The sequence below is a fragment of the uncultured Chloroflexus sp. genome, assembly GCF_937129525.1.
In the GTDB taxonomy this organism is placed as follows: Bacteria; Chloroflexota; Chloroflexia; order Chloroflexales; family Chloroflexaceae; genus Chloroflexus.
The window spans coordinates 1-18,559 of record NZ_CAKZNK010000050.1 but is presented as its reverse complement, the minus strand read 5'-3'; the positions used below and the strand labels follow the sequence as shown (position 1 = coordinate 18,559).

The window sequence follows — 18,559 nt, the reverse complement described above, 5'->3', positions numbered from 1 at the left end:
TCTCGAATCTAGGGCGCAACAATCAACAATAGCGCCATCGATGCGCGCAAAAGACCACTATGCGCCACGACTACCGCAGCGCACCCCCACCTCACCCAACCCTTCTTAACCTTACGTTAACCGACTAGCGTGGCACTTCCACCCGATTGAGCAGTCTTCCAATCACCATATCGGCATTGAGACCCTCAATCTCAGCTTCTGGTCGCAAGACAATACGGTGGCGCAACACTGGCCGGGCCAGCGTCTTCACCTCATCAGGCGTCACATAGTTTCGATCATTGATTGCTGCCATTGCTTTAGCCGCCAGCAGCAACGCCACACCGGCCCGCAGGGAAGCGCCGACCAGCAATTCGGGGCTGACGCGGGTCGCCTGCACGATCGAAACGATATAGTCGAGAATGCCCTGCTCGACCTGCACCTGAGCAATTTCAGCGCGACAGGCAGCCAGCGCCTCAGTGGTTACGGTCGGACGCAAACCGGCAGCGGCAAGGTGGTGAGCATCAAAACCGAGATGATAACGACGCAATACCTCAGTCTCCACCTCGCGAGGAGCGTAATCGATCAGTACCTTGAACAAAAACCGGTCAAGCTGGGCTTCCGGCAAGGGATAGGTACCTTCGTATTCGATGGGGTTCTGCGTCGCAATAACAAAAAACGGCTCAGGCAGAGGCAAGCGCTGCCCTTCAATCGTCACCTGATGCTCTTCCATTGCCTCAAGTAACGCGCTCTGGGTCTTGGCCGGAGCGCGGTTGATCTCATCTCCCAGCAATATCTGGGTAAAGATCGGGCCTTGACGCAGGCGAAACTGACCGCTACTCAGATCAAAGACCTGTGTTCCCACAATATCAGCCGGCATCAGATCGGGTGTGAACTGAATGCGGCGAAAATCGGCCTGGATCAGGTGGGCCAGCGTCTTGGCCATCAACGTCTTGGCCGTGCCGGGAGGGCCTTCAAGGAGCACGTGACCACCGCTCAGCAGCGCAGTTAGAAGCAAGGTCAAAGGTTCTTCTTGTCCAACCAGCGTTTTGCGGGCTTCGGTCAACAGGGATGCTGCCAGTTGCGCAGTTTGCATAGAATTGCTCCAGCGTTATAAGCATGGTACCACGAAAAGGATCAGAAATGTAGCGACGCTGCTCGGCAACGTCGCTACCAATGAATGGAATGACTGCTGCTATTCCCATTGCTTCACATTGTTAAAAACGCCAGACTGATCAGCAACAAAAGCGAGAGCAGACCAATGCCGGTAGAAAAGAGAATTCGCTCCCAGTGTAAAAATCGCCAGTCCGGAGGAATCAGATTTTCAAAGCCGTAGATGCCCAGTTGATAGCTCTCTTCTGATCGACCCAGATGAAACTCGATCAACGTCAGCGGAATAACTCCGATCTGCAATTCCGCCATGACGATGCGGCTATCCTGATCTATCTCGCGCTGCGCCTTTTCAATCATGGTCTTAACTTCTGCGATTTGGAGCCACTCTGGAGGCAGGATCAGGCGATTGATTCCTTCCTGCTGCACGCGCCGCCGATATACTATTTCCACCTTGCAGGCGCGATACAGCCAATTCTCATCTACATCAGGCAAATCGTTATGCGCCTTATCGCTCACCGGCCAGCGCGACCATTCAATCAATTTGCGTTGCATCAACCGGCCAAAGCCTGCGCAGCGTTTACAGGTCAACAAACCACGTCCCTGGCACTCTGGGCAAGGAATAGCCCGCTTGGGAGCAACAGACGCCTCGTGACCATCACCTGAAGTTGCGCTGCCTGGCGCGGTTGCCACATTCGGATCTGCCGGCACCACGCGCCGTGTGCCTCTGCACACCGGACATCTGACAGCGCCTTCCCCATTGCACGACTGGCAGGTAATGATCTGTTCAGAACCGGGCACAATCACACGTCCGCCCTGCTGAACACTAAACTCTTTCGGCGGGGGCAACTCAATTTGCCAGCGTGACAATTCACGCTGTAACGGAATTTGCTTCTGTAGTGTATCTGGTTCTTCCTCAGTGCCGGCATCGCGGCGCTGTTCGATTAATAACTGGAGACGGAAAAAGAAGACGTTATGGTGCTGTATATCGCGCAAGTCGATCACGCGTCCGAAATGCGGCAGCCGGAACGGTTTCTCTTGAGACCACCGATCGAGCAGCCGACGGATTTCGTCACTACTCAATTCCCGCGCCCGGATGCGTGTCCGCTTGAGCGGCTCGTGAAATAACGAGCCAACCAGGGCGCGCTCCACGTCGTTTGGCTCGATAATCCCAGGTGATGACTCTTTCCTGGAATCAGACGCCGCAGACCCGGATTGATGCGAGACGACTTTGGTCTGGACGAAATACGGACTCAATGCAGCTTCAAGATCGGCAGCGGCTTCACCAGCACTGGAGTATCGATGACTTGGATCGCGCGCCAGCATTGTACGGATGATTTGATCCACTCTGTCAGGGAGTTTTACGCCCAGCTCGGCCAGCGCGCGGATCCGCATTTGTTCTGGATAGGCCTTGCCCAATTCAGGCGTTTTATGCCATGGCTCTTCGCCAGTCAGCATGGTGAAGAGCACCACACCCAGACTGAAGATGTCAGACAGATGCGTAGCATCTTGCGCAGCCAGCATACACTCTGGCGCAACATAGCCGGGAGTCCCCATAACCTCTGAGGTCGAGGTGAGCTGTTGATCGGGATCATGGGCAATACCAAAATCAATGAGATATGCCTTTTCAGCTTGAAAATCGATCAAAATGTTGCCCGGGGCCAAATCGCGATGGACTATATCGAGGCGATGCGCATAATCAAGCGCGCTGGCAATTTGTTGAAAATAGCGCAATACCTTGTCAGGAGGCAACGGCAGCGCAGGCTCTTTCGCTCCCTTCTGGCTTTCGCCACGTCGGCGCGCATTGAGCAAATCGCGGAGTGAATTGCCGGAAATGTACTCAAAGACCACGTAATGAAACGGGTTTTGCACCCCATAATTGATCAGGCGCGAAATATGAGGATGGCGAAGGCGCGCGGCGATACGCGCCTCTTGTTCAAAGCGCCTCACGCGCTTTGCTTCCTGGCTCAAGAGCACTTTCAGGGCAACCTTTTGGTCACTGATCAGGCGATGGTGAGCCAGAAAAACCCGACTCGACGCGCCGCGACCAATTTCCTTATCAATCTCGTACTGACCGAAGATGCGCGGCAGACTCGCTTGCGAAGAGGTACTAGTCGTCATAACCTTGTGGATGCGCGCGATGCCACTCCCAGGCTGATGAGATGATCGACTCGAGATCAGGGAATTGCGGCTGCCAGCCCAATTCAGCGCGGATCGTTTCAGAGGATGCCACTAACACTGCCGGATCACCGGGTCGGCGCGGACCAACCACTGCCGGGATTGGATGCCCGGTCACCTTGCGTGCCGTCTCGATCACCTCACGCACGGTAAAGCCTTGACCATTCCCTAAATTGTAGCGGCGCTCACCCAATCGGTCGAGCGCTTCCATCGCCAGAATGTGGGCACTCGCCAGATCGAGCACATGAATATAGTCACGGACGCAGGTACCATCACGGGTCGGATAGTCATCGCCGAAGATGGTCACGTGGGGACGCTGACCAAGCGCCACCTGCAACACGATCGGGATCAGATGGGTTTCGGGATCGTGATCTTCCCCACGTTCCGGGGTGTCACCGCAGGCGTTGAAGTAACGCAGACAGGCGTAACGCATACCGTAGATACGCGCCATCCAGTGCAGCATTCGCTCGATAAAGAATTTCGATTCGCCATATGGTGAACCGGGAACGATCCGTTCGTGCTCGGCAATCGGGATGCGTTCGGGTTGATCAAACAGGTTAGCCGTTGAGGAAAGGATGAAACGGCGAACCCCGGCGGCAATCGCCGCTTCGAGCAAATTTGCCGCATTGGCGAGATTGTCGCGCAGATAGAGAAACGGCTTCTCCATACTCTCGCCGACCAGCGTATACGAAGCGAAATGCATGATGCCATCGATACCGGGATAAGCGGCGAAGATCTCATGCAACGCATTGCGATGGGCCAAATCCGCTTCAATGAACGTTGCTTCAGGCGGCACGGCTGCCCGATGCCCCTGGTACAGATTATCAACCACAATCACTTCGTGCCCAGCGCGCGCCAGCTCTGCGCTGGTAATACTGCCAATATAACCGGCGCCACCGGTAACCAGAATCTTCATATACAGGTTCTCCCTATCGGCTACGTATCAGCCGTGTTCTCTGTCGACTCAGCGCCGGCGTCTACCGGCCTTGATGTTGTTGACACCGATTCGGGCACCGCCGGAATGCGAACGTTATACAGTGCCTGAATTGCGCGTTGCGCCAGGCAGACGAAGGAGCGATGTTGCGGCGCGCCGCCGTTGATCGGGAAGATCGTTACGTTCCGCAAGGGGATAAAATCATCGGTCAGCTCAGACAGCATCTCTTCCAGTTCAATATCTGGTCGCCGATATATTTCGGCTCGCAGCGCAAATTCACTGGTAAAAAACATGACGGGCTGTGTAGCCCTTGGCAGCATTGGAACGTGATAATCCGGCGGCGGTTCCGGCTCGACCAGGACAGCGACCAGCAGCGCGTCACCCCACGAGACCAGCGCCTGCGGCACGCGCTGCGCCTGTTGCGGTCGCCAGAGTGGCGCAATGCTGACATCGTGCAAATTGATAAAACGGCTCAGGCGATTATTGAGCGCATCGCTCACCCGGCGATACAAGGATAACGTATAACTACCAGTGTAGAGCAGGGTGGGCGTAAAGATCTCGACCGTGAAGGTAAATGCGCCGTTCATGCGTCCTCCTGCACAGCAGCGAGCGCCTGCCAGAAACCAGGGTAGCTCACTGCAACCGCTGCCGGCTCCAGGATGGTGGTTTCGCCGCGGGCAACTAACGCAGCGATCGCCCATGCCATAGCCAGTCGATGATCGTGATAACTATCAAGTGTAGCGCCGTGCAGAATGCCAGAACGACCTGCAATAATCATCCCGTCAACGGTTGGTTCAACAGCCACACCCATTGCGCTCAAACCGGCGGCGACGGTCGCGATTCGATCGGTCTCTTTAGCCCGCAACTCTTGCGCGTCACGGATCACGGTTTCGCCTTCTGCGCAGGCAGCAGCCACCGCCAGCACCGGAATTTCGTCGATTAAGCGCGGGATCATTTCACCGGCGATTGTAGTGCCGCGCAACATTGAGGAACGCACCAGGACATCGCCAACCGGTTCGCTGCCTTCTAGCCGCTCATTCATTACCTCGATAGTGGCACCCATGGCGCGCAGGGCATCGAGTGCGCCAGTGCGAGTCGGATTGAGACAAACACCGGGGGTCATCAGTTCGGCATCAGGATGAATAGCCGCCGCTACCCACCAGAACGCTGCTGACGACGGATCGCCGGGCACGCGCAGGGAAAGAGCAGTGGGAGCGGTAGCCGCAGTCGGCGGACGCAGCACAATCTGATCAGTCGTGACCGTAATATCCAGCCCCATCGCTGCCAGCATCCGTTCGGTATGATCGCGCGAGTCGATCCGTCCGGTGAGAACCAGCGGCTCACTGGCATTCAATGCAGCCAGCAACAGCGCCGACTTGACCTGCGCCGAGGCAATCGGTAACTGGTAGTGACCACCGCGCAGAGAGCTACCCCGAATTGCCAGCGGCGCGCGATCACCATCAGCGCGACCGTCAATTTGAGCGCCCATCGCGCGCAACGGGGTCACAATGCGGCGTTGGGGTCGCGAACGCAGCGAGGCATCGCCGGTTAATACACTAAAGAAGGGTTGACCAGCCAGCAGCCCGGCCAATAAACGTAGCGTTGTGCCCGAATTACCACAATCGAGGACATCAACCGGTTCCTGAAAACCATTCAGTCCCACACCGTGGACAAGCAATTCGCGCTCGCCAGTCTGGTCTACGCGCGCGCCCAACGCCCGCACGCACGCGACTGAGGAAAGGCAATCAGCTCCGGGGAGAAAATTGGTGATGTGGGCAGTGCCAGTCGCTACGGCATTCAACAATACTGCCCGATGGGAAATCGACTTATCGCCCGGCACGTGAATCACGCCGCGCAATCGTTTTGGTGCAGTCAAGGTAATGTTTGTCATGGACGTGAACCATACAATAACCCAAATCTATTCAGACTCAGGCGCCACAATTAGCTTGTACCCAAACCCACGCTGGGTAACCAGATACCGCGGACGTGATGGATCCGGCTCGATCCGCTGGCGCAACCGATAAACCAGCGCATCGATCGCATTGTAATCAAAGATGGCGTAATCCCACACGTGATTAGCGATCTCTTCTTTGCTCACGACTTCGCCTTGCCGTCGATAAAGCAGGGCCAGCAACTGAAATTCTTTCACGGTTAGCGGCGGGGTGAGCAACTCTCCACGGATGTAGACCGACTTGGTTGGTTCGTCTACCCGGATCTCAGCCCGCGCGGCTCGTAGCAATGCCGGATCGAGGGTTCCCTTCATCGTTGCTGCCGGGTCGTTAAAAATAATAACGGTATCGGCAATCATAATTTGATCGGAATGATGCAGGCTACGCGCGCCAACCAACCGTTCCTGATTGAGAAAGGTGCCGTTGGTGCTTTCAAGATCGCGAACAAAGAAACCTTCGTCGGTCTGCTCAAAACGCGCATGACGGCGCGATGCCAGGGGATGGTCGATAATGATATCATTTGCGCCATCGCGCCCAACTGTTATGATGGGGCGATCCCAGACGATTTCACGGTAATCACCGTTACTCCGTTTGACAATTAACTGCGGGGCGGGAGCGGATTGCATCGTTCACCAGCCTCCAGCTTGACATGCTTTGAACAGGCGGATGCGATATGGTACAATCGCAGTGACTTTGCTGATTATACCATGGCATTTTCGCCTGTGGCAGGCGTTTCTTGCTGTCGTGCCGTGGTCTTGCCATTGGAGACCCTGGTGAGCAGTGTAAGTGGGCGGCGCATTGGCCGTTACGAGGTTATCGAAGAACTTGGCCGCGGTGGCATGGCGCGGGTATATCGCGCGCGAGATCCTCAGCTTCAACGAATCGTTGCCCTCAAAGTTCTTGCTGCTCAGTTAAGCCTGGATGCAGAGTTTATCAAACGGTTCGAGCGCGAGGCGCGAACTGCGGCCAACCTGCGACATCCCAATATCGTTACCGTGTACGATATTGGCGAGGATCAGGGTCTGCACTACATTGCGATGGAGTATATCGATGGCTTGCCATTGCATACCATCCTCGAACGGCGCGGCACACTCGGGTTGGAATACGCCATCGCCTTGCTCGAACCAATTGCGGCTGCGCTCGATTACGCTCATCAAGCCGGCGCCGTTCATCGCGATGTCAAACCGCACAATATCATGGTTGATCGCAACGGTCGGGTGGTGTTGACCGATTTTGGCATTGCCCAAACGCTGGAAGCCGACGATCAGCGCCTGACCCGCACCGGGGTGTTCATGGGTACGCCGGAGTATATCTCACCCGAGCAAGCGGAAGCGCGTCGCGTTGACGGGCGCAGCGATCTCTATTCACTGGCAGTAGTCGCCTACGAGATAATTACCGGTCGTGTCCCCTTTAGTGGCCCAACCCCGCAACTGATACTCGCTCACGCCCAACTGCCACCACCACCGCTCTCATCGGTAGCGCCCGATCTGCCAACTGATCTCGATCTTGTGATGAGTCGCGCCCTGGCCAAACGTCCGGAGCGCCGCTTTCAAACCGGCGCTGCGTTTGTCGCTGCTTTGCGTGACGTTGCTGATCGTTACGGAATCGCTCCGGCTGCTCCTGCCGATGTGGCAGCGCTCGTTGCCCCACCAGCTTCGTACCAGCCCGAACTAACGCTACCGGCTGCCGCCGGTTCACCGGTTAAGCGCGCCGAACCATCAGCGCCTGCCCCGGTCTCAAATCCCAAAGCGACACCCAACCGGTCAGCGGAGCCATCTGTCAGGTCATCAGGCGCTCAACGTTCCAATCCGACGCCACCGACACTACCACCTGACCAGCCACCTCCGCCACCTCGTCGCAATACGCCAGCTCAAACGAAGGCGCTCCCTCCCGCCAGCGATCGCACTGAGCTATTACCATTTTTGATTATTGGCAGTCTCTTACTCATCGTGGTTGTCGCACTCATCGTATTTATCGCTCGTAGCTTCAACGACAATCCACCTTCTCCACCTGCGCCAACTGCGACGCTACCGCCATCGCCCACCCTGGCTGCGCCCGTGCCAACGGCCACGGCCACCTTGACTCCGGTGCCGACCATTGCGCCTACAGACACTCCCGCCCCCACCATCACGCCATCGCCAACCGTGATGCCATCACCGACAACGGCGCCACCACCACCGCCGCCACCGCCACCACCGCCCATACCAACTGCAAGCGCAACGCCGACCGTCTCGCCAACACCGACCGAGACGCCAACCGAGACGCCGACCGTCTCGCCAACACCGACCGAGACGCCGACCGTCTCGCCTACGCCGACCGTCTCGCCAACACCGACCGAGGCGCCGACCGTCTCGCCAACTATTGCGCCTGCATCGACCGAAACGCCGGCGCCATATCCGTAGGTGTATAACTATAATAAGTAGTGGTTGCGCGGCTAACGGGAAACTATCAGCGAGGGAGTCATGCCGGTCGCATTCATAATCGAAGCGCATACGCTTTATGTGCGCCATCCTGGAAGACATCCTATCGGTGAAGAGCAACTCCACATTGCCACAGCCCAGATGCTCATTCCCCTTCTCGATCTGCTTGGTGAATTACAACGGCATCAGTTACCGATTGTGATTACGCTGGCGTGTTCGCCAATCGCGTTAGAACAGTGGCGTGATCCAATCGCGAACAAACATTTTACGCAGTGGCTCGAAACCAGAATCGCTCGTCACCAGGCTGAATTGAACCGCTTTGAAGCGGAGGGTGACCGGCACGGAGCGTATCTGGCCCGGTTTTATCTTGACTGGGATCGCCAGACTCTGCGCACCTTTATCACTCGTTACCAGCGCAACCTGGTAGGGCGATTGCAAGAGCTGGTCTCAACAGATGTGATTGTTCCGCTCTGCACGCCGGCCAGCTATGCGATCTTGCCATTGCTCAGCCACGAGAATATTGCGCGCGCGCAACTAGAGCACGGTCTGCTGTATATCTCGCGCCACCTGAAACGTCCAGAGGGTCTCTGGCTGCCCGGATACGCATGGCGTCCCGGCTTAGAGCAGATCGCGCTTGACCTGGAGCTGCGGTATGTGCTGGTTGATCCGGTCAGTGTGGCAACCGGCCACCTTCCCGGCTGGATCATTCCGCGTCGTCTGGCTGCTATCGGTGTGGAAACTGAACTGGCTCGCCAGATTGAGTCGAGTGAAATCGGTTACCCGGGCGATCCGCTCTACCGCAACCCTGCCGACCCCAGCGGTTATACTGCCAATGGCACCTTTGCGCCTCAGCCATACGATCCGTATGAAGCGCTGCGGCGAGCGCAAGAGCACGCCAATCATTTTGTTGAACAACTCCTGTGTCAGCTAAATCAGTTGCCTGCCGACGCCACGCTGGTCGTGCCGATTAATGCCCGCTGCTGGGGAACGCATTGGTTTGAAGGGCCAACCTGGTTACAGGCAGTCTTGACTCGCTGCGCGACCGATACTCGACTTCGGTTGACTCATCCGGGTACTATCATCACGAACCTGCGCCCAGGCGAGACAGTTACGATCCAATCCGAATCTCCTGAAGCACAGTCGGTAGAGCGCGCACTCCGCTGGCAATCCGTCGGCGCACAACGATACTGGCATGCGCTACACGATGCCGAACATCAGTTTGTTGATCTGGCTGCTCATTATCTGACTGCTGAAGGGTTGCGCGAGCGGGTATTGACGCAAGCGGCCCGTGAACTGTTACTGGCAGAACAATACGATTGGGCCGAAGAGCCACAAGATTCCGGCTGGCAACGCCACCTTGATCGGTTCGAACAGTTGCTGGCGCTGGCGCGTCAAGAATCGCTCAGCGCGACCGACCTCTTCGCTCTTGAGCAGATCGAGAGCCATGATGCCATCTTCCCGGTATTGAATTATCGCTTGTTCGGGAAGGGGTAATGGTATACCTGTCCCGATTGATGTCACCCGGGCATTCATGCTGCCATAGGAGCCAGATCACCGCTTGACAGAGCGCATTATTCCCATCCCGGCGGAACTGTATACGTTTCACGTCGCCAGCGCCATCCTGGTTCGAGGATTTCTCCCGGCTCGGCAAAGTAAAGGCTGTGTAACGCGGCGTGCAGCACGGTAAGTTGCTGAGCGCGATGGCCCGGCTCACCCAGTGGATGGCCGAACGGCCAGGCCAGATACAATGTGCGTGGCGGGCGCACCTGCTCGGCAATTGGCTTCAGGCTGATGATGCACACAGTGCTGATACCGGCACTTTCAATGATGCGCGCGATCAGTCCCACGGACTGATTGCACAACCCTCAAGCCGGAGTTAACAGCACGGCGTCAACTTGCTCTTGCTTGAGAAACATCGCCACTTCCGGCGCAGTCTGCCGCAGTAAAGTCTCCAGGTGAGGCGGTTCGATATGGCCCATGAAGCTATAGCTGGTTGCCAGACTACCGATCAGGCCGCGCCGTACCAGTGATTGCGCCAGTTCAAGCGGAAAGAGGATGTTAAGATCGGCTTCGGCATCGGTATGGTCATAGTAGTCATGGGTGATGGTGAGTTCAGCAAGCGGGGTATCAACCGGTATCCGGCGATAGGTTGGATCACCACGCGGATCGACCATGTCAAACGGTGGTTGGTCGCGACGATGGACGCCACCCGTTGTGACTAAGGCCAGCCGGCACTCATTGAGCGGCTTGCGCAGCGGCGTAAATGGCACGCTATCAAAATTGAGTGCCCGGTATGCGCTCCCCCACAGACGAGCCAGGGCCGGTATCTGAGAGAAGATCTGGCCGGTAAGCCGATAAAGGTCTTTCAGTGAACGATTGCGCCAGTCATCAGTCATAACCTGTCCCTTACCGCAATCAGGAGATGAGGCGTTTCGCAGCGCGTTCAGCGACCGTCCGCCGCAAGATTCAACGACCAGTCGTACTGGCGATAGACGAGCCGACCACGATGGGCCTGAAGCAACCAGGCCCGGCGCTCGTCATCAGGCAACGCCCGCCGCAACAGTTGCACAATCCCGTTTGGGCCGCCAAAATCTTCGCGGTACCAGTCAAAGATCCGCGATAAATGGATCTCGCCGCGCGCGGGATCGACTGTGACATCAGCCGCCACAAAGCTACGCAATGCCAGTTCGAGCTGAGCATCGATCTGATCGGCGTTGTAGACACTTATCGGCGGGCACGAGCGACTGGCGCAGTTAAGGGCAAAATGAATGCGCGGATCGGGCGGGTCGATAATCCAGGATAGACGCGGGTCGTTAGCGGCAAACTGCGGGCCGGGAATGAAAGGGTGTCCACGATTGGCGCGCAGGATGCCGTGTTCAATGTCATTTAGCGAGCAGCGCTGACCGCCGATGCGATAAGCCGCCGCTTGAAAGAAGCTGATCCCGGCCAGTTCATCAGCAACACTGCGCCGGACACCGAATGCAATAACGGCATCGATCACCAGCACGTTGTAGAGATTGATCCAGAACGCCAGCCGCGCCGCCCGGTCTGGCAACGTCGCCGGGTCGAATCGCTGCAATTGCGGGGTCAATTCGGTGCGAAAGGACAGATAGGCAGGATGGTCTCGCAGTCGATGATAGGCCACCTGAGTGCCACCGGCATCCATGGCCAGCGCTTTAAACTCGTTAACGGCGCGCCTGAGATGGGCCGCTAGCTTCGACCCGTCTACCGCATGCGCCGGCATCGTGCCGGTATTGAGCGCTTGTTGCGCCCGCTCACCCAGCATCATACCCAGCGCGAATTCGCGTAACCAGACCAACTGACTCATAGCGGTTGCTGCAATAACTGGCGGAACATGGTCAATGCTGCTGACGAACGAGGGCCGGGCCACGTCAACGCCATTCCGTCACAAAATTCAATTCGACAACGTTGGTCAACTGCGGCAAATACCGGCAAATCACGTTCGCTAAACGGGTACGGCTCGCTTGGCAGTAAGATCAATTCCGGTTCGAGGGCAAGAAACTCAGCAAGCGTCGCGCGCGGATAGCGTCCCGGCAACCTTTCAGCTACATTGATTCCACCGCTCAACCGCAACAGATCACCGGCGTAGGTAGCCTGACCGATAGCCATCCAGGGATCGCGCCAGATCAGAGCGAGCACGCGCCAATTTGGCGCAGGTGGGTCGATCAGCGCAGCGCGCAGCTCGGCCATCATTGGTGTAGCTGCCGCGCTGACATCAAGAATCGCAGCCAGCGCCGTTAACTGGGTCACCACATCGGCTACGCTACGAATAGCGGTCACATAGACGTTGATTCCGGCTTCGATCAGGGCCTGCACGTCGCGTTCACGATTTTCTTCCTGCTCAGCGATGACCAGATCGGGACGCAGGGCAATAATTGCCGCTCGATCGGGGTTTTTCGTCCCGCCGAGGCGTGGCAGATGAGCGATTGCCGCAGCCGGTTCAATACAAAATCTGGTGACACCAATCACCCGCTCGCCGGCGCCGACACTGAATAGCCATTCGGTCATGCTCGGCACGAGCGAGACGATGCGTTGAGGAGGCGCAGCCAGCTCAATGATCCGACCGAGCGCGTCGCGCACCTGCGTCATAGTCTCATCCATCGATCACAAAGACCGGTACCGTGCTGCCGCCGCCGGCAGTCACATTGAGCAGCGTCACCGTCGAGAGACGGCACAAACATCCGTTCACTTCGGTGCCGAACAAGAACGGATCGCTATCAACCAGGCGTTCACCGATCACAACCTGCCCATCAACCAGCGCCGGATAAGGCTCGTAAGCAATCGTCACCCGCTCTTGCACGACAAACGGCGACTCGAGCGCCGCTTTGAGCGCGGCATCCCACTCAGAATCACTCACTTCCCAGCCGATGGTAATGCCTTTGCCACCGTATTCATCGTTTGGCTTAAGCAGCAACCGCTCTCGATTAGCGCGAGCAAATGCCAGCAGATCGATAGTCTCACCCTGGTAGGTTGTCTGCCCCGGACGCACTACCCGCGTCCAGGGCACATGAGCGGCAACTGCGGCGCGCTGCGCGACGCCAAGCGGATCGTGAAAACGCTCATCGGACAACAGTGCAAAGAGTGACTTTTTATGCAGAAGCTTGGCGCGGAACGAATTCACGATGACACAAGCGCCGGCAGCATAGGCCAGTGCCAGGGGATGCTGGAGCGCATCATCGCCATAATGCGAGAGAAACTCACTGGTCAACACCCGCTTGAAGACAATTGTCACCAGTGTCTCAGTGCCATCCTCTGTTTTCGCCCACAACCGACCATCGCGAAACGCGAGATCTTGCGGCGCGCAAATGACGGTTGGCAAGCCATGCTCCACAAAATAGCGCTGGAACATCACAAACTCAGTTGCAGTTGGCACGCCGCGCCAATCCACAATCGCCACTCGCGGCTCGCCGCCAGGACTGCCGGCAGCGCGCCAGCAATCCATCAATGTGCGCAGCATATACTGACGGGCCGGCAACGGCATCACCGGATATTTTCTGGTAAATTCTTCCATCACCGGCATGGCCAAAAATGCCTGCGCCAGCAAATCTTCGTAGGCAATTGCCGCCGGACTTTCGGCATTGTATTCAACAAATTGCAACGAAGTACCATCAACGGTAAGGAAGGTATCCATCCGGGAATGGGCACTTGGTTCGAAATAGCCTGGATGCATCGCGATCAAGCGCTCTTCCAGGGGGGTGAGCATCAGCACTTCGCGCACCGCCCGCCCGGTCTCATCGAGATCGAGCGCGGCAGCCACGATTGCGCGCGCCGCTTCGGCTACCTGTTGCGTTCCGTGCCGGAGCAAGTCGTATTGTGATGAAGTGATCAGACGTGGCCGCAATACCGTTGCCAGTGGTCGCTCACCAAAGTAGAGCCGTCGAGCGCGCATCTCTTCAGTAAGCCGTTGCCACGAAGCAACAGCCATGGCCGGATTGAGCAAAGCATGGTAGTCAGCGATGGCCTGGGCAAGGGTCATAAACGTCCTCTTGAGCAAGGTATGACGTTGATGAAAAGGCGCGAAGCTATCGGTAGTTTACCATACGCTTCGCGCCCTCATATCAGGAGACTAGGCCTCTTCAGCCGCCTTCTTCTTGCGCGTCGCGCGGCGCTTGGGCGCAGCGGTTTCCGCTGCCGGCGGATCATTATTGGGTGTCGCAACTGGCGCGGTCGGAGTCATCGGCCCGTTGAGCAAACGGTGCCAGGCAAACTCTTCCGGTTTGGCCCGGCCTTGCAATGCCAGCTCGATCGTGAAATCGGCCATCGTGCGCACTACCCAGTCGAAATAGAACGGGGTAAGCGAATTGACATCAAAATCGGGCGCGGGGTTGGTAAAGTCGATGGCATAAGCGACGCCGCCGCGGATGGCGAACTCGACTGTGTTCATGTCATAACCGAGCGCTTGATTCAGCTTCAACGCCGCGTCAACGACCTGCCGACCCTCATCGGGGGTGAGATAATTATCGTCGCGGAAGTAGCGGTGCGGCCACGGCGCATTGGCATCGAACTTAATCGTCATAATGTGACGGCGACCGATTACGATGCAGCGCACATACTTCTCCCAGGCGATATACTCTTGCAGCATCATGCACTCGATACCGGTCTCGTTGTAAGCCCGCCACAACTCCTCATACGAATGCACTTTGTACACCTTCTTGAAGCCGCCGCCCCACGCCGGCTTGAGAATGACCGGAAAACCGCCCACGTAGTCAACGTGATCTTTCCACGGAATCGGATATTGCAAATTGCGCAGCGATTCTTCGACCACACCCTCGATGTAAGAGTGAGATGGCAGAGCCACGGTGCGCGGGTGGGGAATGCCTAATGCTGTAGCCAATGACGCGCCAAAAAACTTATCATCAGCGCTCCACCAGAATGGGTTGTTGACGATACGAGTGCCGCTGAGCGCCGCTGTCTTTAGAAACGTGCGGTAATACGGAATCTCATGGCTGATGCGATCGACAATCACGTCGTAGTCGCACAACTCGGCCATGCGCGTTCCCCCCAGCTTGATAAACTCTGCCCGCACGCCGGCATTGCGTCGATTCACCTCTTCGATAAAAGCGGGCGGCCAGGACCACTCGCGACCGACGAGAATGCCGATCTTCTTGTCACTCACAGTAAACCTCCTGAAATATATCAACAGAGAGATGTCTATCGAACGGCACGGCTGATTGTAGCACAAGGTACGCCGTCTGCGGTAACCGATCGTCCCTTGCTCTGTTCATCTCCCCGATTGACCGGCTGCCGGCATCTCAGCCATGGTTTCGACGCCGGAGATCGGCCAGATCAGATTTTTCGAGTTCTACAATCCGGGTCGCAACCGAACGCAGCGCCCCTGTATCATCTTCAGACAGACCAAGCTCGGCAGCCGCGCGAGCAGCCGCGCGTACAAGAAGCGATGGTTCCCGCGCAGGCGGCGCGGGAATTGTTGGTCTCTCCGTCGGTGGTAGAACTGGCGCAGGATCCCAGAGCGGTTCGGGTCGAATACGTTGCGGCGCAGGCCAGCCATACACGGTAGCAAGCGCATTGATCATTGCCTGAGCTGCGCCAGCCAGCGTATGGTTGGTTGCCACATAGGCCCGCGCCCGCCTCCCCAGGGCAGTTGCCAAAGCCGGATCGGTTAGCAACCGCCGACAATACGCAACGATCAGGTCAGTCTCGCTGTCATCAACGTCAACCTGAGCCACTACATCGGGTGGCAACTCGCAAAAGGCATCAACTGCGCTCACCAGAGTCGGTTTGCCGGCGCCAAGGAGGCGCAACAGGCTCGCGCTCGTCTCGCCCGCAGTCGGGTAACGTAGATTGAAGCAAACATCACTCGCCGCAACGTAATCCTCAAACTGTGCCCGCTCGACGTAACCGGTGACGGTCACTGCATCTTGTAGCCCCAATCGCTGAATGACGCTCTTGAGGTCATAATTGGGTGAGACTGAACCAACCAGCACACAATGGGCATCAATCCCCTCACGGCGCAGCATCGACAATGCCCGCAAGGTCGGTTCAATCCGTTTCCAGGCATTGATATGACCAAAACTGGCCAGCACGGGGCGGTCGAGGGGGATGCCAAGACGCTGGCGCGCTTCGGCCCGATCGATCAGGGGCGGTAGCGGCACTCCCATCGGTACGTAGGCGCGGGGAAGTTCGGGACGGATCGTCGCTACTCGCTCGAGCAGATACCGACTATGACCAATCACAGCTTTCGCTGCCGCCAGCACATCTTCGTTGCACGGAAACATAAACGCCGCAGCGCTGAAACGTGAACGAATCATCAGTTGCGCGACGTGTTCGCCATCAGATCCATAGCGGTCGCGCATCATTGCCACGTAACGCCGCGCGTCGCGTTGCACATTGGCGGCATACCAAAGCATAAAATGGTGTAGCACAAAATCGTGCAACACTATCACGCCCGGCACGCGCTGAGCAACTCGCCAGATACCGGCGTGAGCCGGGCTGTTGCCCATATGGTACACAATTGCATCAAATGCGCCGCGCCGGGCCAGACGTTCCAGTTTGCTGATCGGCTTAATCGCGAAATGAGTGGCAAGCTGCGAATTGGTTGGCCGCAACCCATCTTCAACAAACAGCGTAATCTCTGCGTATTGAGCAAGGTAGGGCAGTAGCTCTTCGCTGTAATCGGAAATACCTGACGGCGCCGGATTGACCGGCGAGCAGTAAGCAATACGCAGCGTCATGCCCGTTCCACCAATGCGCCAACCAGCTCGCGACAGAAAGCGGGAATATCGGCTACCACTCGCCCCCAAACCAGATGACCGTCACGGAAAGCAGCTTCATCCACCCAGGTCGCGCCAGCATTGATCAAATCGTCTTTAATGCCGGAAGAACCAGTCGCCCGTCGTCCGCGCACAATCCCGGCAGAAATTGCAATTGAACCGCCATGACAGATGATACTGATGACCTTGCCGGCGGCATCCATTGCCCGCACCAGATCGGTGACAACCGCGTAACGACGCAACTTATCCGGCGCCCATCCGCCGGGCAACACTAACCCAAACAGGTCATCGGCGCGCAGTTCGGCAATTGTTGTCGTCGGCGTAATCTCCAAACCATTCTTGCCGCGCACCGGACGCAGATCGAGTCCGGCTGCCACTACCTCGGCGCCTTCCTCCTGCAAGCGCATCATTGGCACGTAAAACTCGAGATCTTCGACCCCTTCCGCCAATAGAACCGCAATGCGTTTGCCTGCCAGTCGCATCATTGTCACTCCTTACTGCACACTCTCGCCAGGAACCCCGAGTAACGTCCCTGTCACATACCGAACTTATGAACCGGTATCGTACCAGGCACCCAACAACACAATCACCGTTTCACGAGCGGCGGAAATCCGAGCGATCCACTGCTCTCGAACAGCGATCATACCATTACCGCGAGGAATGAATGTCGTGATCGGGAATACACAACTAGCGCAGGACTGCGCTCCTGGCAATTGACTACAACCTCTCCAGCTCACGCCGAGACCGCACACAATTGCCACCAGCCATCTTTGCCGCGCGCAGTGCCTCGCCGACACGATTCATTAAATCGACTGCATTGCGCGCATCCTGGGGGAACGTTGCCACACCAATCGAGATCGTCACCTGCAAATCGAGTGTACCGGGACGAATCACCGTTTGGGCCACGATCTCGCGCCACTGCTCAGCGCGCAACAAGATTGTCTCGCCAGTCACACGTGGTAACACCAGCAATAGCTCGTCACCACCATAACGGCAAAAAATGTCGCCGCCGCGCACCTGCCGACCGATCAAGCCGGCCAGATGTTGCAAAACTACATCGCCGAGAGCGCGACCGAAATGCCAGTTGATCTGTTCAAGCTGGTCAATATCAATCAAGGCCACGCTCAACGCAATCTGCTCACGATCGGCACGGCGCAGCTCGCGGTCGAGTGTCTCGTTGAGGTAGCGACGAGTATACAGGCCGGTCAAGGGATCGCGAATCTGTTCATTTTGCAAGCGCACTGCCAGCGACTGTGCTTGCGCGCGCGCTTCGGCCAGTTGTTGGCGACGCATCTGCTCGATCTGCCAGCGGATTCGGGCAGATTGAAACGCGCGGTTGAGACACAGTGGCTGCGCTTCAGCGATGGTTACGGTTTCATGAATACCTGCTTGCAAAGCTGCAACGGCGCTTGCGACATCGGTGACGAGACCAATCAGCGGCGCCTGCTCAGCCAGAGCGGACAGATTTGCCGGCATCTGCGCGCGCAGATCGATCAGATGGGGCATAGCCTCAGCGACTTCCATCACGACGACAAGTTCCCACTCTGACCCAAGCTGCGCTGCGAGGTGGTTGGTCAGCGCAGGGTCGTTGGTGATAACCGGCAAATGGTGTGTGACGGATGTCATAGTCTGCCCGCAGATACCTTCATGCTCAGTGACAACATAGCATATCTGATTGCGATCGACAAGCCGATAGCCGATAGCCGATAGCCGATAGCCGATAGCCGATAGCCGATAGCC

The 18,559-nt window shown here is 57.2% G+C and carries 17 protein-coding genes; 2 read left to right on the top strand and 15 right to left on the bottom strand.

Annotated elements, in window-relative coordinates; all coding sequences use genetic code 11:
* Positions 1 to 124: 124 nt before the first annotated feature.
* From Q0650_RS05010 to Q0650_RS04985, 6 genes are all read right to left on the bottom strand, one after another.
* Complete coding sequence (locus Q0650_RS05010) at positions 125 to 1,072, bottom strand: MoxR family ATPase (RefSeq protein ID WP_298816540.1); 948 nt, start codon at positions 1,070 to 1,072, stop codon at positions 125 to 127.
* Positions 1,073 to 1,185: 113 nt separating this feature from the next.
* Positions 1,186 to 3,207: a protein kinase domain-containing protein gene (locus Q0650_RS05005; RefSeq protein WP_298816538.1), complete on the bottom strand. Its 2,022-nt coding sequence runs from the start codon at positions 3,205 to 3,207 to the stop codon at positions 1,186 to 1,188.
* Positions 3,197 to 4,180 (bottom strand): UDP-glucose 4-epimerase GalE, encoded by a 984-nt coding sequence (gene galE / locus Q0650_RS05000; RefSeq protein WP_298816536.1) that lies wholly within the window; start codon positions 4,178 to 4,180, stop codon positions 3,197 to 3,199. Before galE ends, Q0650_RS05005 begins: the two co-directional genes overlap by 11 nt.
* 20 nt (positions 4,181 to 4,200) lie before the next feature.
* A complete protein-coding gene (locus Q0650_RS04995) occupies positions 4,201 to 4,785 on the bottom strand; it encodes a hypothetical protein (RefSeq protein WP_298816534.1) in 585 nt (194 codons plus the stop codon).
* Positions 4,782 to 6,089 (bottom strand): 3-phosphoshikimate 1-carboxyvinyltransferase, encoded by a 1,308-nt coding sequence (gene aroA / locus Q0650_RS04990; RefSeq protein ID WP_298816532.1) that lies wholly within the window; start codon positions 6,087 to 6,089, stop codon positions 4,782 to 4,784. Before aroA ends, Q0650_RS04995 begins: the two co-directional genes overlap by 4 nt.
* 27 nt (positions 6,090 to 6,116) lie before the next feature.
* Complete coding sequence (locus tag Q0650_RS04985; RefSeq protein ID WP_298816530.1) at positions 6,117 to 6,773, bottom strand: winged helix-turn-helix domain-containing protein; 657 nt, start codon at positions 6,771 to 6,773, stop codon at positions 6,117 to 6,119.
* Between the two features lie 147 nt (positions 6,774 to 6,920).
* Between Q0650_RS04985 and Q0650_RS04980 the strand changes: the two genes are divergently transcribed.
* Both Q0650_RS04980 and Q0650_RS04975 read left to right on the top strand, forming a co-directional pair.
* Positions 6,921 to 8,549, top strand: a complete 1,629-nt coding sequence (locus tag Q0650_RS04980) for a serine/threonine-protein kinase (RefSeq protein WP_298816528.1) — start codon at positions 6,921 to 6,923, stop codon at positions 8,547 to 8,549.
* Positions 8,550 to 8,609: 60 nt separating this feature from the next.
* A complete protein-coding gene (locus Q0650_RS04975) occupies positions 8,610 to 10,061 on the top strand; it encodes a 1,4-alpha-glucan branching protein domain-containing protein (protein WP_298816526.1) in 1,452 nt (483 codons plus the stop codon).
* A 77-nt stretch (positions 10,062 to 10,138) separates the two neighbouring features.
* Here Q0650_RS04975 and Q0650_RS04970 read toward each other — a convergent pair whose 3' ends face one another.
* From Q0650_RS04970 to Q0650_RS04930, 9 genes are all read right to left on the bottom strand, one after another.
* Positions 10,139 to 10,414 carry a hypothetical protein gene (locus Q0650_RS04970; RefSeq protein WP_298816524.1) on the bottom strand — a complete coding sequence of 92 codons (276 nt, stop codon included), beginning with the start codon at positions 10,412 to 10,414 and terminating at the stop codon, positions 10,139 to 10,141.
* An 18-nt stretch (positions 10,415 to 10,432) separates the two neighbouring features.
* Entirely contained in the window at positions 10,433 to 10,963 is a 531-nt protein-coding gene (locus Q0650_RS04965) for a glycine/sarcosine/betaine reductase selenoprotein B family protein (protein ID WP_298816523.1), read from the bottom strand.
* A 47-nt stretch (positions 10,964 to 11,010) separates the two neighbouring features.
* Positions 11,011 to 11,895, bottom strand: a complete 885-nt coding sequence (locus Q0650_RS04960) for a DUF547 domain-containing protein (protein ID WP_298816521.1) — start codon at positions 11,893 to 11,895, stop codon at positions 11,011 to 11,013.
* The gene (locus Q0650_RS04955; RefSeq protein ID WP_298816519.1) at positions 11,892 to 12,677 is read right to left on the bottom strand and encodes a helical backbone metal receptor; all 786 of its coding nucleotides are present in this window, start codon (positions 12,675 to 12,677) and stop codon (positions 11,892 to 11,894) included. Before Q0650_RS04955 ends, Q0650_RS04960 begins: the two co-directional genes overlap by 4 nt.
* Positions 12,678 to 12,681: 4 nt before the next feature.
* The gene (locus tag Q0650_RS04950) at positions 12,682 to 14,064 is read right to left on the bottom strand and encodes a hypothetical protein (RefSeq protein WP_298816517.1); all 1,383 of its coding nucleotides are present in this window, start codon (positions 14,062 to 14,064) and stop codon (positions 12,682 to 12,684) included.
* A 90-nt stretch (positions 14,065 to 14,154) separates the two neighbouring features.
* The gene (locus Q0650_RS04945) at positions 14,155 to 15,204 is read right to left on the bottom strand and encodes a RimK family alpha-L-glutamate ligase (protein ID WP_298816515.1); all 1,050 of its coding nucleotides are present in this window, start codon (positions 15,202 to 15,204) and stop codon (positions 14,155 to 14,157) included.
* Between the two features lie 136 nt (positions 15,205 to 15,340).
* Complete coding sequence (locus Q0650_RS04940) at positions 15,341 to 16,780, bottom strand: glycosyltransferase family 4 protein (RefSeq protein WP_298816513.1); 1,440 nt, start codon at positions 16,778 to 16,780, stop codon at positions 15,341 to 15,343.
* The gene (locus tag Q0650_RS04935) at positions 16,777 to 17,301 is read right to left on the bottom strand and encodes a type 1 glutamine amidotransferase domain-containing protein (protein ID WP_367280793.1); all 525 of its coding nucleotides are present in this window, start codon (positions 17,299 to 17,301) and stop codon (positions 16,777 to 16,779) included. Before Q0650_RS04935 ends, Q0650_RS04940 begins: the two co-directional genes overlap by 4 nt.
* Before the next feature lie 235 nt (positions 17,302 to 17,536).
* Positions 17,537 to 18,445, bottom strand: coding sequence for a GGDEF domain-containing protein (locus Q0650_RS04930; protein WP_298816686.1), 909 nt, complete (start codon positions 18,443 to 18,445; stop codon positions 17,537 to 17,539).
* Positions 18,446 to 18,559: the final 114 nt, after the last annotated feature.